Annotated in this window: 13 protein-coding genes; all 13 read right to left on the minus strand. The window is 46.1% G+C overall.

The genetic code is table 11. From position 1 onward, the window contains the following. Positions 1 to 360: 360 nt before the first annotated feature. A complete protein-coding gene (locus DWW10_RS23310) occupies positions 361 to 675 on the minus strand; it encodes a nucleotidyltransferase domain-containing protein (protein ID WP_022392241.1) in 315 nt (104 codons plus the stop codon). Between the two features lie 246 nt (positions 676 to 921). Beyond that, on the minus strand, positions 922 to 3,432 hold the full coding sequence (locus DWW10_RS23315; protein ID WP_022392240.1) for a DUF4906 domain-containing protein: 2,511 nt from the start codon (positions 3,430 to 3,432) through the stop codon (positions 922 to 924). Positions 3,433 to 3,444: 12 nt separating this feature from the next. Then, entirely contained in the window at positions 3,445 to 4,596 is a 1,152-nt protein-coding gene (locus DWW10_RS23320) for a DUF4906 domain-containing protein (RefSeq protein WP_259320529.1), read from the minus strand. A 20-nt stretch (positions 4,597 to 4,616) separates the two neighbouring features. Continuing rightward, on the minus strand, positions 4,617 to 5,672 hold the full coding sequence (locus DWW10_RS23325; RefSeq protein WP_022392238.1) for a hypothetical protein: 1,056 nt from the start codon (positions 5,670 to 5,672) through the stop codon (positions 4,617 to 4,619). A gap of 7 nt (positions 5,673 to 5,679) precedes the next feature. Further along, positions 5,680 to 6,639, minus strand: a complete 960-nt coding sequence (locus tag DWW10_RS23330; protein WP_022392237.1) for a fimbrillin family protein — start codon at positions 6,637 to 6,639, stop codon at positions 5,680 to 5,682. A gap of 37 nt (positions 6,640 to 6,676) precedes the next feature. Continuing rightward, positions 6,677 to 7,540 (minus strand): hypothetical protein, encoded by an 864-nt coding sequence (locus DWW10_RS23335; RefSeq protein ID WP_118422281.1) that lies wholly within the window; start codon positions 7,538 to 7,540, stop codon positions 6,677 to 6,679. 12 nt (positions 7,541 to 7,552) lie between these two features. Continuing rightward, complete coding sequence (locus DWW10_RS23340) at positions 7,553 to 8,419, minus strand: fimbrillin family protein (RefSeq protein ID WP_022392235.1); 867 nt, start codon at positions 8,417 to 8,419, stop codon at positions 7,553 to 7,555. Between the two features lie 24 nt (positions 8,420 to 8,443). Next, positions 8,444 to 9,517 (minus strand): fimbrillin family protein, encoded by a 1,074-nt coding sequence (locus DWW10_RS23345; protein WP_022392234.1) that lies wholly within the window; start codon positions 9,515 to 9,517, stop codon positions 8,444 to 8,446. 22 nt (positions 9,518 to 9,539) lie between these two features. Next, entirely contained in the window at positions 9,540 to 10,571 is a 1,032-nt protein-coding gene (locus tag DWW10_RS23350) for a fimbrillin family protein (protein WP_022392233.1), read from the minus strand. Positions 10,572 to 10,617: 46 nt separating this feature from the next. Further along, positions 10,618 to 11,598, minus strand: a complete 981-nt coding sequence (locus tag DWW10_RS23355; protein ID WP_022392232.1) for a fimbrillin family protein — start codon at positions 11,596 to 11,598, stop codon at positions 10,618 to 10,620. A 19-nt stretch (positions 11,599 to 11,617) separates the two neighbouring features. Then, a complete protein-coding gene (locus DWW10_RS23360) occupies positions 11,618 to 12,619 on the minus strand; it encodes a fimbrillin family protein (RefSeq protein ID WP_022392231.1) in 1,002 nt (333 codons plus the stop codon). Positions 12,620 to 12,686: 67 nt separating this feature from the next. Next, the gene (locus DWW10_RS23365; RefSeq protein ID WP_022392230.1) at positions 12,687 to 13,634 is read right to left on the minus strand and encodes a fimbrillin family protein; all 948 of its coding nucleotides are present in this window, start codon (positions 13,632 to 13,634) and stop codon (positions 12,687 to 12,689) included. After that, complete coding sequence (locus DWW10_RS23370) at positions 13,634 to 14,008, minus strand: hypothetical protein (RefSeq protein WP_022392229.1); 375 nt, start codon at positions 14,006 to 14,008, stop codon at positions 13,634 to 13,636. The genes DWW10_RS23365 and DWW10_RS23370 overlap by 1 nt, the downstream gene beginning before the upstream one ends. Positions 14,009 to 14,072: the final 64 nt, after the last annotated feature.

Here is a 14,072-nt window from a genome sequence, read left to right on the forward strand (position 1 = left end):
TTTAAATATCCGTTTCATATATTCTTGTTTTAAATTATCAATTTTAGCATAGGAATAGCAGAAAACAAGCCGTCCCGCCTCATGCACTTCTGTGCACGGGGCGGGACGGAAAACAATATTTTATTAAAAAAATTACTTAAACAGCATTCTTTCTATAGTCTCCACTAACTCTAATGCTTGGGGATATAATGCCGAAGTGGTCTCTTCATCAAAATAAATAAAATCTTCATAATCCCCAATTTGCCTATTATCAAATAGATCCGTATAAAATTTACTTAAAGGTATGGGAAACTTCCCAGTCCTAACAAAATGCATACCCAACATCTGCCGTACTCCAGCATGAGTTTTGGTTTCCTGTCATCATAACAGTATCCCTTCTTTCATTACATTCTTATAAAATGGAGTAATACGATGTAATGTCTCCCATATCTTACGAGAAAGCACTATCGGACTAATAATAACTCCACTCTCAAACTCTATATCATAAAGCGGATATGTTATTGCACGCCTATCTTCTAATGTCACTTTCTCTTTATCAAGCAGAATTAGCACATCAACATCACTATCGGGACGTGCTTCTCCACGAGCCTCTGAACCATACAAAATAGCTTGAGCATCAGGAGCGACACTTTTCAATGTATTGCGAATGGCTTCTATGATTTCAGGTCTTTTCATTCTTTCATTTCATTAACTCGTTTCAACGCAAAAATAGTCAGTTTCCTATTGATAAGTAAACTTTCAACAAACTATTTTACTCTCCTCCCACTGGTTAAATAAAGGGAATGAATTCTCTACACAGTGTGGAGAAAATCTCTTTATATACAAAATTTCAGCACAACATACATAGTACAGGATAGAAGACTAAATACATTTGTTTTCCGTTATTCCAACATATCAAAGAGCGCATCATAAAAGAAACCATCAAGGCTTCTTCCGAATATTATCCTGCACACACCTCACTGAAAAGCCGAATTTCCAGTCGATAGGATGTGTAACTGCAATGGCATTATCCTGAATCTGATAAATCAACATACCACTCGTAGTCTTCGTTCCATGTTCAGAAGTCCACTGATAAACTGTACTATTCTTTTTATCCCGGTAAGTGCCATTCATTTCACGAAGCGAAACGGCAGGAAAGAATATGGATTTATCGCCATCCGGACCTTCTGAAGTTCCATAGTAAATAAATCCTGAACCCACAAAATCCGGTTCTTGTACTGCACCGGTAATGGAAGATATGGTAGAGCCATTGTAGAACATTATGTTGTTGAACTTCGGTTTAATCGATTCCAGTGCTCCGGTAGTACCATCATTGGCTCCGAATCCTATCCACATACAATACTTGAATGTACCATCATCGCTAAAGATAGAAGAATTATATCCCGAGAGAGCCGATTGCGTAATACCATTGGAAGGAACCCTCCATCCTTTAGGACAAGGATCATAAATAGTTTTAGGACCATCCCCATTCCAATTATAAGATATGGCAGGATATTCATTATTCGTACCTGTACTATACGTCAATGGATTTTGTATTAGCTGTTCCACCGAAGTCAGTTTTTGTTTTTTTACATCCAACGGTTCACCCACTTCATCAAAAATAGTCTTTGTCTCTTTTGTTGTGCCGTCTGCTGCAGCAAAGAACGGATCTTTGCGCCCTCCCTGATAAAGCAAGCCGAGAGTACGCCGTCCGTCAATCTGGTTATCTTGCATGCCTGCCTTGGTAGCTCCCAGATTGCGATCCATAATGACACATTTATAGAAAGCTCCGGCAGCATCCGTCCACGAAATACCCTGATATACCTGTACCGCACCACCTTGAGTCGCATTCCGGGCATCGTTGATGGCAGCCTCGCGAGTAGCTCCATCCGTTATTTTACTTGCATCCAGCCCAGCCGGTACATAGTCGCTAATCCAGATATGCCAACTCCATACGGTGGCACCTGACTGATTTACAGCTTCTATCACTGCATTTCCTCCCTTGGTAACAGGTACTTTTACGTGTACCAGTGCTTTATTTAAATCTCCGATATCAGTAGTATTTACCAAATTGGCATGATTATCCTTGTCTACAACATATCCCAATACCAAATCACCAGAGGTTCCGGTATCTTTCGTCTGCCACAATACCCGGACATGATCGATAGCCTTATCAGCAGACAATGTAGCACCATCCGTCAGATAAGTATTCCAGCCATCCGTTCCTGCCTCGTGCTTATAAGGGTTAAAGCAGATATTCGTACCCGGCAGCATCATCAGGCAGTTGCTGGTGGGCACAATGTTGGTACTGATTACCGGAGTCTGATCCAGCAATTGGATACGGCCATCCCCACGATAGTCAGTGGAGTTGATATTCAGTGTCCAGGTATAATCCGTATTTTCCAGCAAATTAAAGTCCGTAGAGGCATCACCACCCAGATAAGCCCGATAATAAAGACGTTCATTCTTAGTAGAATTATCTACCACCACTTCCGCATACGAAGCGGCATCGGGGGCATTCTCTTTCGTACGATAATAGGAAGAAGAAGCGGCGGCTGAAGTTCCGCGTGCATTGGCAGGTATCCACAAGGTTTTTGAACCTGCCGCCAAGTCACCGGGATCGGTCAAACGGAAATAGTCAACAAATTCTACGATTGCAGATGGATACGTCATTCCCCATTCTGTTTGTGTAGCGGCCGGAAGAAGCCGGAAGGCTGCAGGTATCTGGCAGAGGCGGACCTCTTTGACAGCATACGCATTATCCGTCAACTTATTATTCCATGCCACCGTCATCTTGGCAGCCAGGCGTTTGAGTAATAAACGGGCATCGTATGCACCCTCCACACTCTGAATGCCCTCGCTCGTTACTTTAACATGAGGTAAATGGAGGAGATAAGGCATTTTGTTGATATTAATGCCACTTGCACTTGTACTGCCATCGGTAGGAATAGCATCGAAGTAACTTTTATCCAGAGTCAACTTCTGGAGTTCTGATATGCTATTGCCAAAATTGAGAGAGCCATTGTCCTTTCCACAAGCCACAATCACCAATTGGCAATCATCCAATGCCGCCAATGAGAGGGTCAGTTTCTTGTTCAAATCCGTAGATCCGGAGAAACTCTGGCTTTTCTTCAATATTCCATTACTATCATATTGCATGATGCGAAGTTCATACAACTTGTCAGGTTTCATCCCTGCATCAGTTCTTGTATGTACCATTGGCACCGGTTCAGCACTGAAAGCACCGTCCTGCGCCATGCCATTGCTACGTGTCGTCCCGGAAGGTGTATAACCATCCTCTTCGTCAGCAAAACCTAACGAAAGAGAAACAGTTACCTGTTTTTCTTCCTGTTGTGGTGACGAGAATCCCAGTTCGTTTTCACAAGCTGTAATTCCTACGAGTAATATGAGACCTGCCATAGGTCCCATGATCTTCTTCTTTATCCCAATCATATCATTCAGGTTTTAAAAATCCACCACTTTATCAATCGTCTCCACCTTATCAAACACCACCACATTACCATTCGTAATGGTTACCCGCACATCACCACTGTTGGCGCCGCTGATCTGCACAGTAATTGTATAGTGGTAGCCGCGGCGGACATTGTAATCATTCACCAGATTGCCGCCCAGATACAAACGATAGCGGACAGAGATAGGACTCGTGGCAGTCGGAGCAGCGCTACTATAACTGTACCAATACGACCCGACCAGATCAATATAGGTACATTTCGACAAGTCACCACCCGTTTCAGGTTTGCCGTCACCACCCAATGCGGGCACCTTGCCGTCGGCTTTAGGACCGTAGGCATTGAGGTTTTTCTCTTGGAAAGATTTGCCGCAACCTACTCCGCGAAGATTTTCGGGCATATAGAAAGTATAGGTACCATTTACACTAAGACCATTATCGGTGGCGTCAGTATCAACCGGATAAGTATTGGTTATTTGATCTGCTGCCGGATAAGCACCGACAGTTGTTCCGGCACGGCTTTCAAGAGCGAATGATTCAGGTAGATTATAAGCCGTTATAGATTGAAGGGTGAATCGTGCGGGAGAAGCCACTTTATTCGTCCACTTTACATCAATCCAGCTATAAGCATAGCTCAAACCGGCCAGAAGAACCGCTTTACCACTTGCATCAGTACCTTTAAATTCTATGTCATCCGAAACCAGATAATTCTGCTGGCTTTTATAATTCGAATAGCTGATTACGATGCCTTCCAAATCTACTTTTTGAGCATTAGTATTTTTGGAAAAAGCAACCAACTGACTTTGGCTTTCACCGAAATTTACGATAATACGGAAAGTTCCGCTTACATCCGAAAAGTTACCCGTTTCTACCTGTACAAGTGCTCCGCTGGTTCCAAAATCACTAATCTTATCACTGCCATAACATACAGCATGCAACATCTTTCCATCTGCATCGAACTGCACCACCCACACATCATTAATACTAACGCCACCGATAGATCCGGCACGAGTATCTACCGACAAGGCCGGAGGCAGACTCAAATAAATACTGAGTCCCCCACTCTCATTCTCAACTGGTTCCGAAGATTCGCAAGCCACAAACAGAAAGATGGCAGCAACACAAAGAAGGGTTATTATCTTATTCATAAGCATACACTGTATTTTGATCAATCTTTTCCCAAATCCTCACCGGTCAGATTGGACGTTGTCCATTCACGAATGGCAAGCGTAAGGTCGGAAGGAACAATCGCACCGTAAAATGTCAGTGAGAAGTCAAACTGATACGTCATTCCCGGCAACAAGGCTTTTTCAATAGTGGCAAAATAGGAATCGGTAGAAGTTTTCGTCTGACTGCCATCTTTATATTTCACTGTCAGATTCACATCAAACTTCATCTTTTGCGTTCCACCTACAGGCAATAGTACACCGGGATCGCTGGTGCGTTCCTTGGTAACATCATACTCCAAAGTATTATTTGAATCGAACTTTTCAAAAGAATAGGATGCATTGGCAACAGTAGTAGCACTCGGCGTCTCCCAGGAAGTATTATTCAGTTTATAGACAAAACTTCCGTACAGGCCGCTCACCTTAATGTAATTCACAACCAATGCCGTAGGAGTCACCGGTTGCATGGAGTTTCTTGCCTTCACAGTGGTTATCACCTGCGCCCCCATGCGAGTAAAAGGTTTGGGCAGAGATACCAGCATGGTATTGTCTCCCGTTTTATCCGGTTGCACCACGATGCCTTCCAACTTGGTGTACATGAAGTCCTTTCCGTTACTTACGGTAAATGCTCCGCTGTTATCCAACTCCGGCACTTCGGTAGAAGAATTGTAAGATACCAGATAGAGGTCGTACGTTCCACGATACAGGGTCAGACTGCCTGTAGCCTTGCCGGGTTTTGAAGCATCTGCTTCACTGGGTTGGACAGTGTAGTTTTTACTATCCAGCGGAGTTCCCAGATTCGTGCTTCCTGCCGAAAAAGCGTAGATGCGGAATATCTTACCGATTGCCATATCTTCTGATGTAGAAGCAGCATCGGCACGTGTCACCGAGGCACTATACATATCGAACGTCAATGTCACAGGTTCCCCCGGCTCCGAATCAGGGTCAGCATCCGGCAGCACTGCATCACCGGCACTGCATCCTGCCAGCAAAATTCCCAAAACAAGGCCGGAAAATACCGGAAAGCGGGAGGCTAAATTTAAAGATTTGTATTTCATAAGTCACTTATATTCCAATTCCCGTATTCTGATTTGCATCACTCTTCCATGCGTCAATCTTTACATTGGTCAGACTGCCGCCCATCTTGTCCACCGTAATGGCATAGACATAATGATAGCCTGCTTTCCATTGCACCGCACTCACAACCGCCGTTTCAAAAGAACGGGGAGTGACGGTACCGTCGGCCTCGGTGACGTCCACAGTAAGGCGAAATGAAAGGCGCGTTTCGGCAGCACTCATAGGGGCTACCAAAGAACTGACATTAGGGTCTTTTTGCAAGGTACTCAGCACTGCCGATCCTTCCAAAGCGATGGAATTGGTAGATGCCAGACCGTTCAGGGTTCCGGTACTCAGATTCATAGTACCACTCGAACCCATTTGCAAACGGCTGGTACTACTTAGCAGTTCTATCTTTGTCAAAGTCAGCGTTTCCTGTACATTGGCAGATTTCGACACCCGGAAACTAACCTTTGCCAGAGCATGATTCATGGTGAAGGTAACCGCACGGGAAGCAGCCGTAGCCGTCAGCGGGGTGGCACAAAGGTAATCCACCTGCTGGGAAGCGTTGAAATTGTCCGCTACCACCTGAACAGGTACGGAATGATTACCGACAGAGGAATTTGTGACCGATAGATCCGACGGAGCAAAGGCATATAAACGATTGGGAGTGCTCGCATCCGTCACCGTTATATCGGGAGGAGTAATTGAACTCCATGTTCCATTCGCCAATTCGTACACGGATTTGGCATTCGTTGCCAGTGCTGCATGCGCGTTATCGGTGACATATACACCGATTTTAGTCAACTGGGTAGCTCCCAGCGCACGAGTGACCGAAGGATCGGACAACTCCACCGAACGTAACTGCAAAGCATTTCCCTCAGTGTCCGGTTCCGGTACACCGTCTCCGTCACAGCCCAAGAATACGAGAGCTGCTACGGAAGCCAACAAGATATCTGTATATTTCATTTTCATCATTTTTTCTCGTTCTACTTTGTTACACCGGTCAGGTTGCATTGCCGGCATCTTCTTCACCATCAGTAGTACTGAAACCCGGAAGAAATTCCGTCACGACTACGCTGGTAAGGTTCAACTCATTCGTTCCGGTAAACGTGTATTGATATTCGTATCCCGCCTGAAAGGTCAAGCCACTGCCTTTCTCCTGATAAGTACGGGTCCCAAAGGGGCTTGCCGTCACCGAAATGAGATAGGACGTGGCAGCATCGGGTGAAAAGATACCTGAATAGGTATGGCGTCTCACGGCTTCGGAGGTTTTCAGTAATGTGATGGTTTCCTCGGTAGTTTTATTTCCACTACAGAGTCCCTTTCCGGTAACCTTAGCACTTCCACTACTATTATCAACCTGAAAACTTACAATAATCGTAATTTTACAGGCAGCCGGTGCAAAACTGAAACTGACACGGTTTCCGGTGGCAGCGGCGGTAGCAGTCAGCCGATTGCTTTTCCAGAATTTAGTAGGCGTGCTTTGATCTGCCAGTATACTTGAAAAATCATTGGGAAAAGTGGCTGTAAAAGTCTCCCCATTACCCGTTGTAGTCATCGGAGTAGTGGACACAGACGGGGTCCAACCTCCGGCTGCCGTCCGTTTATAATTGACGTCGGTTGATCCTGTTTTTGATATTTTAATCACATCATCGGTCACAAATTTCTTTTTATCATAGTCCGATAGATGCGGGTCGTCCGCACGGGTTTGGGGATTACCGATTTCGGCAGATATTTCCAACGGCGTAGCGACGCCTGCACCGTCCTGTGTACACGATGCGAATATACCCGCTATCAATAACAGTAGTAACCGGAATTGTGACCGGACACCCGTGTACTTAGTATATATATGAGTCTTATTCATCATGCTTACTTTTAATTAGTCAAAGTCCCCATTATGTCTGCCCGATACCGTCCAGTCCTTTATTTCGGCCTGACCTACCGGGACGAGAATATTATTCTGCAGTTTCAGTGTATATGTATAGCTGGTTCCCTTTGCCATGGCACATTGGACAGTAGCTTTATAGGTGAGGCCATACGCATCTGTTATTGTTATTGAAATGTCCGTATTCTTGGCCCGCGGATAAATCACCGCGCACCAGAGGTAGTCGGAATCGACAGGGCGCAGCATATTGATACTTTCAGTAGCCGTACTGCTGCCCGTCCGCAATCCGGTTGCCTGCACGGTCATCCGGCTGAAAACAGGCAATTTATTCACACCAGTAAATTTCAGTGTCAGTTTTGCATTTTCATGATTGAAGGCATTCGTGCCTGTAAATTTCACTTCAGCACCCGAAACAGGAACTTCGGGCGTACGGAGGTAGTTACTTTTCAGGAAATCCGCTTTCTTCTCCTGGCTTGCCTGGATGCCATCATAACCGACCGGGAAAGAAGCACGATACGTCACGGCAGGAAGAAAGCCCAATTCGCTACCTGCGGGTGCTTTCCAACTACCGGTTGCATTCAGGGTATATCCGGAAGATGCCAGCAGGGCAGTGTTACGTGTACAGGTTACATTGATCTGGTCATCGGTTCTGAATTTACTCAGATCGTAGTCATTGGCAGGTGCAGCATCCCCCAACCTATCTGTAGATGAAGGGGAAGCGGAAGTCCCGATCTCGGCAGTAATGGTGAGCGGAGTGCCTGACGCTACCGGAATACCCGATTGCTCGTCGGTGCAACCGGATGCCAGTAACAGGAAGCCGGAAGCGATATAGGGCAGTATATTTAAAATCTGTTTCTTCATTGGTTCGTTTCTCCTTTCGTCGGTTTATTCTATAACGGGCGGCACGTCCTGCGAGCCTCCGTCCTTTTCTGTCCAAGCTTTTATTTCAACACTTTTCAGGGTGATGTCATTCTTGTCGAGTTGCAAGTTGTAGGTGTAGCGATGTCCTTTCTTCCACTCACCGTTGAACAGGGCGGCGTTGGCGGCGGTCAGGGTGCGGTCGTTGGTTGACGCAGACTTTTGCCCTAATACGAGGTTCAGGGATATCGGGTTGGTACTGGTTTCGTCTTTAGCTTTCGGGGCAACCAATCCGTAAGCTACCGGTTTCGGGGCACCGATATTACCCGGAAGTTGTGAAGTTCCTGCAGTTGCGGTAAAAGTGATGGTAGTGGTTGGGGCAAGAGTGATCGTACCGTCATTCAGTGCCAGGGTGCCGGCTGCATTTGCAGCACTGAAAACGGATGTGCCCGTGCCGGTGGTAAGGCTGATACTTTTCACATAGTCGTACTCGCTATCGGGCACGCGTCCGGCTTTGTATTCGATGGTAAATACAAGTTGTGCTAAGGCGTGTTGCAGATAGACGGTTGGGGTGGCATTAGTTGCACTTACAGTGATGGCAGTGGCATCGCCTGCAGTATTGCTTGCCGAGCCGTAGAGGTAGTCGGTTTGTGAACAGGCAGTGGTGCTTGTGCCGTCGAAGGTTTGCGCGGCAGGTAAGGTTAAAGGTATGGTCCGGGTGGTTCCGGATTCTGTGGGGGCCGTTCCATTATCCGGATACCAAGCATAGAGGCGTGCCTGTTCGGTACGGAGGTTGAGTTTCTTTGCTCCGCCCCAAGTGGTACCGTTTGTGGTGGCAAAGGTAGTATAAACCATAGCAGGATCGGCATAGGCGGTATGACCATCGGTACGGGTAAGGTAAGCGCCTATTTTATTTACCTGTCCGGTTGCTGTACCCGTTTCATTCACAATGGAGCGGACGGAGACATTGGAGGCTGTACTGAAAGAGGGTTGCAGAAAGACAGGAGTATCCGTGTCGGACAGGCAACCGTCGTCGGTACACCCGCCTGCAAGCAGGAGGGTGCAAAAGACGGACAGGTAAAAGATTGAGAGTTTATTCATATATGAAATAAAACTAATAAAATTACTTAATTTCCAGATTAGCACTACCGACTACTTCTTCCCATTGTGTCACTGTTATAGTACCCAAAGAAAGCTCCGTACCACTTAATTTCACTGTATAGAGATGATTTTTTCCGGCAGGCCATGCACCGCTATTAGCGGTAGGTGCTGTCAATTTCACTGTGTATTCTGCTCCATCAATGGTGAAGGTAGCTTGAATTTTATCATTACCGATGGAAGTAGAAATGGGAAGCACCATGATACTGAATTTTTTGGCACCTGCACCGTTAGTAGTAGATTCTAATGTGTAACCATCTTTAATAGTACGCGTATAGGTTGCAGCAGTCGGAGTACCTTCCGTAATTGTACCGTTCTTAATATTCATTGTCGGGCTTGCGCCTTTGCTTAAAGTAGTACCGTCACCTACATTCTTCAGTACAATCTTCGTTAACTTACCTGTACCTTCATAATCGGCTGCTTTGTAAACACGAAAACTTACCATAGAAAGAGCATGCTTCATGGTCAGTTCCACACCTTTAGTTTGGTTTGATTTATTCGTAACTTTTGGAACTGGCGTTGCATACATACAATCCACTTCACCATCAGCAGCAGCGATAGAAGTGCCGGTTACATTATCAACGGCAGTGATAGTAGTAGCATCAGTTCCCTCTAAGAGTTTAGCAGGAATCGTCAAATTAGTAGTATTATACGTATCACCAGTAGGATAATAGGCATAAATCGTAGCCTCTGCATTCGTCAGATATATTTTATCAGACCCGTCACTATTCCAAGCGCTGCTACTATACTTATATTTTGCGTAATTATTACTTTTATCACTCGTATAATCTGCTCCCTCAGCATATACCGCCACAGTAGTACCATCAGCGAACGCAGCACCATCTACTACCCCGCGTGTCAGTGTCACTCTTGGAGAAATCCGTAATTCCACCGGGTCGTTGTTTTCAGCAGTTCCGGTGTTTTGATCATCCCAACATCCGGCAGTCAGCAACAGACCGGAAATAAGGGCGAGATTCATCAGTTGTTTGGTTTTCATTATTATTTTCTTTTTATCATTCATAACAGTTCGTTTGTTCATGCTATTATGGAACTAAGTCCAGATCATCATCTACCGATACCAGTTCCCAAGGAGTTACTTTCACAGACAAGATACCCAACTCATTGTCGGATAGCTTCAATGTGACTTCATGGGAAACTCCCGCCTGAAACATTCTATCCGTAGAGGCAGCGGAGAAAGTGATCGGAATATCTTGGTAAGTCCCCGTCGATGTTTCCACATCCAATGTATAGGTATGGCCCGCAGCCAACGGAGGAAGCAACAGATCACCCAACGTAATGGTAGTGCCATCAGCCGGAACTTCCTTGCCCGCATTCCCCTCACCGGGAAGTAGCGAAAGCCCTTTCGTGCCACTGAATGCAGGAACACCCGTTGCCAATGGCAATGTCACGGCACTTTCCGCTTCGTTTACCTTCACACGAGTAATCTTCACTGCCAAGCCACCGGTCTGCTTCTTACAAGCCTTCAACTGCAAGCGGGTCAGCAGATGTGAGAACTCCAACGGCTTGTCATAGCTGCTGTTGGTATTCCCGGCAAAGCGGTCACTGTCCCACTTGTTTCCACGTATTTCCGGTGCATACAGCAGATCTTCCTTGCCTGTGAGTGTATAAGATACATTACCACTACTATCGGAAACACCTGTCGGAGAAATTGCCACAGCATACAGCCAACTACCCGTTTCGGGATAGACCGGCTGCACACCGCTTTGCAATTTCCAAGAGACGCTACCATTCGTACCGACTGTTACGCCATGACTTCCCTCATACTTCGCCGTAAGCCCGGAATAGTCTCCTTGCCTCGTGGTAAGCATTACAGTGGCATCGAAAGCCTTTTCCGGCAGGTTGTCGGCACGAGTGACGGAAGTCTGAATCAGGGCATCCCCGCCAGCACACAAATCCAACGGAACAACCTCTTCTACAGGAAGAGAAACGTCGGACGAACAAGCTGCGAGAAAACACAGGGAAACTGACAGCACGGAATGAAACAAAAGGTGAAAACGTCTCATGAGTAATTATTTAAATATTTTATAATTCAGCTGTACCGGAATCGCCTACAACCCACGGAGTAACGGTAGCAGTAGTAGTAATTTTAACTGCATCATCTGCAGTGGCCGGTTCCTTCATAGTAAGGGTGATTTTATGAGACTTACCTGTTACGGTAGTCAAATGGGAATCTCCGTTCATGACAGGGACATTATTAAACACCTTCGTATCACCGCCTACTACAATAGCCACATCCACAACTACTTTATCACCCGCTTTTATCATAATCGGACTTCCCGCAGCAGTGGCAGCTTCAGCAATAACAGTTTCGGTAATGCCGGGAACAGCCAAAGTTGCCGCAGAACTCCAAGTAACAGTACCATCTGCAGCATCTACTGCCTCAGGTACGGCAACATCCTTCATAGCAATGCTCTTCAAAGCCACACGTTTACCATTCCATTCGCCACCACCGGATACTTTTTCCAGTCTAATCTCAAAGTTCAATTGAGTCGTCTTATGTGCAAATGTCAGATTACGGGAACTTGCTGCTGAGCTTCCATTACCTACAGTTATTGCCGGAGCATACATGACGTCTTGCGTACCGTCTTTCTGGCTAAAAGCAACAGCAGTTCCGGCATCGGCAACCTGACCGGCAGGAGATACACCGGCAACAAATGAATTGGTACTGTTATCTGTATGATAATAAAGTTCCTGATTCAATGAAATCTCTTGGGTAGTACCTACTACGAAAGAGGCTGCCGAAACACTGGCACGGGCAATCAATTGTTTAGAACCATCAATCACATTTTTATCCACTTTAGTAAATCCACTCCAGTCCGAAGGGGTATCACCGTCGCATCTCAAAATAGTGGCGGTCACACTGGTGCCATTTTCGGCCACCGCACGTGACACTGCATTCACGCTCTGACCAATACGGATGGGCACTGCATTTACAGGAGAATCCGGCAAATTACTCTGGTCACTTTCACTGCATCCTGCCGCAATCAACATGGTCAGCAGAGCTAAACTCAATTTTGTTTTCATATTCTACGTCTTAATTAAATGATTAATAATTTATTCGTTCGTTTATATAGTAGTTACTATCAAGACTTCACTCCCAGCCGGGAATATCTCCGCTACCGGAATCACCTGCTTCCCATGCTACAATGGTAGCGGTAACCCTGACAGGTACAGGATCGGGAAATGTGGGAGTCGGCAATTCCACCTTCACCGTATAGGCTATGCCGCCTTCGCCCTCGCCACCCTCGAAGCTGATAGCCAAGTCATGGTATTCAAGATCGTGGGAACGGTCATCGTCAACGGCAATCACCATATCGAGTGTGAAGTCGGACTGAGGTTGCACCAAGGCATAACCGGGAAGCTGCAATACTCCGTCGGTAAATGGAAGCCCTTCGGCATCGGCTGCGGCGGAATAGATAGGCACAGGAACCGTGGCATCACCATAGGATAATGCAGCGGTTTGCAAAGCCAGTGTAACTTGCCCCGCCAATCCATTGAGTTGCAGAGAACGGACACGAAGGGAAGGTATATCATCGCCCTCCAAATGAATGGCAAAACTTAATTTCGTCAACAGATGATTGTAAATCAACGTCCCTTTACTGTCGGAAGTAAAAGGTGAAGAAAGGGAGCCATTTTGCTCACCGCTGAGCAGGAGGTCTTCGTCCCCGGTAAGGGTAAAAGTCAATGTACCATCGGCAGCCATCGGTACAGGAGGATAGTAACCACGCAGATAGAGCGAAGTACCATCTTCGGGATAATAGCGTACTGGGGTGAGAGTGATCTCGTTTGCCGTGGCGATGCCGTCCCAAGTAGTAGTATAAAGCCCGGAAGAGGTGCCGCAGGCAATGCATACAGGGGTAGCATCGAATGCATCGACCGCCGCACGGGTATGAATACCGGTATAGAGGCGGATAGGCACAGGATCGGGAGTATCTTCGGACGAGTGTTTGGCACAACCGGTAAAGGTGGCCGCAACAAGAAGTAGCGGAAGCAGCATGCCACAAAGTTTGCCGAGAATTATGGGTAAATTCCTTTTCATTATAGATCGATCAGCTTGATTTCAGATAAATAAAGTCGGGTCATCTGGTTAATGACTCCCAACCGATGGGCAGCAGCACGGTATTGCAGATACATCTTCTCCTTGGTGGGTTGATTGCAATTCAAGTGTTCATCAAGAGCTTCCAGAATATTCAGCAGGGATATATCCTTATAATCGCGAGTTAGTTCATAGGAAGAAAGAAGCCCGGATGATGGAACTCCTTTACGATGAATCAAATCGGCCCTCTCAAACTTAGTGAGGATGTCGATCAAATCTTGCGGCGCAATAGTCAATTGTGCTGTGCGATATGGTATGCCACCAGCATAAATGTCGTATAATACGGCGATAGCTGTTTGTGTCAGTTGTGTTAGCATAATTATTGTCTTTAACCGTTACTTCGTAAGTAACGGAAGCACGCAAATACGGAAAATATAAGGT

Origin of the sequence: Bacteroides intestinalis, from assembly GCF_003464595.1 — a bacterium.
GTDB classification, from domain to species: domain Bacteria; phylum Bacteroidota; class Bacteroidia; order Bacteroidales; family Bacteroidaceae; genus Bacteroides; species Bacteroides intestinalis_A.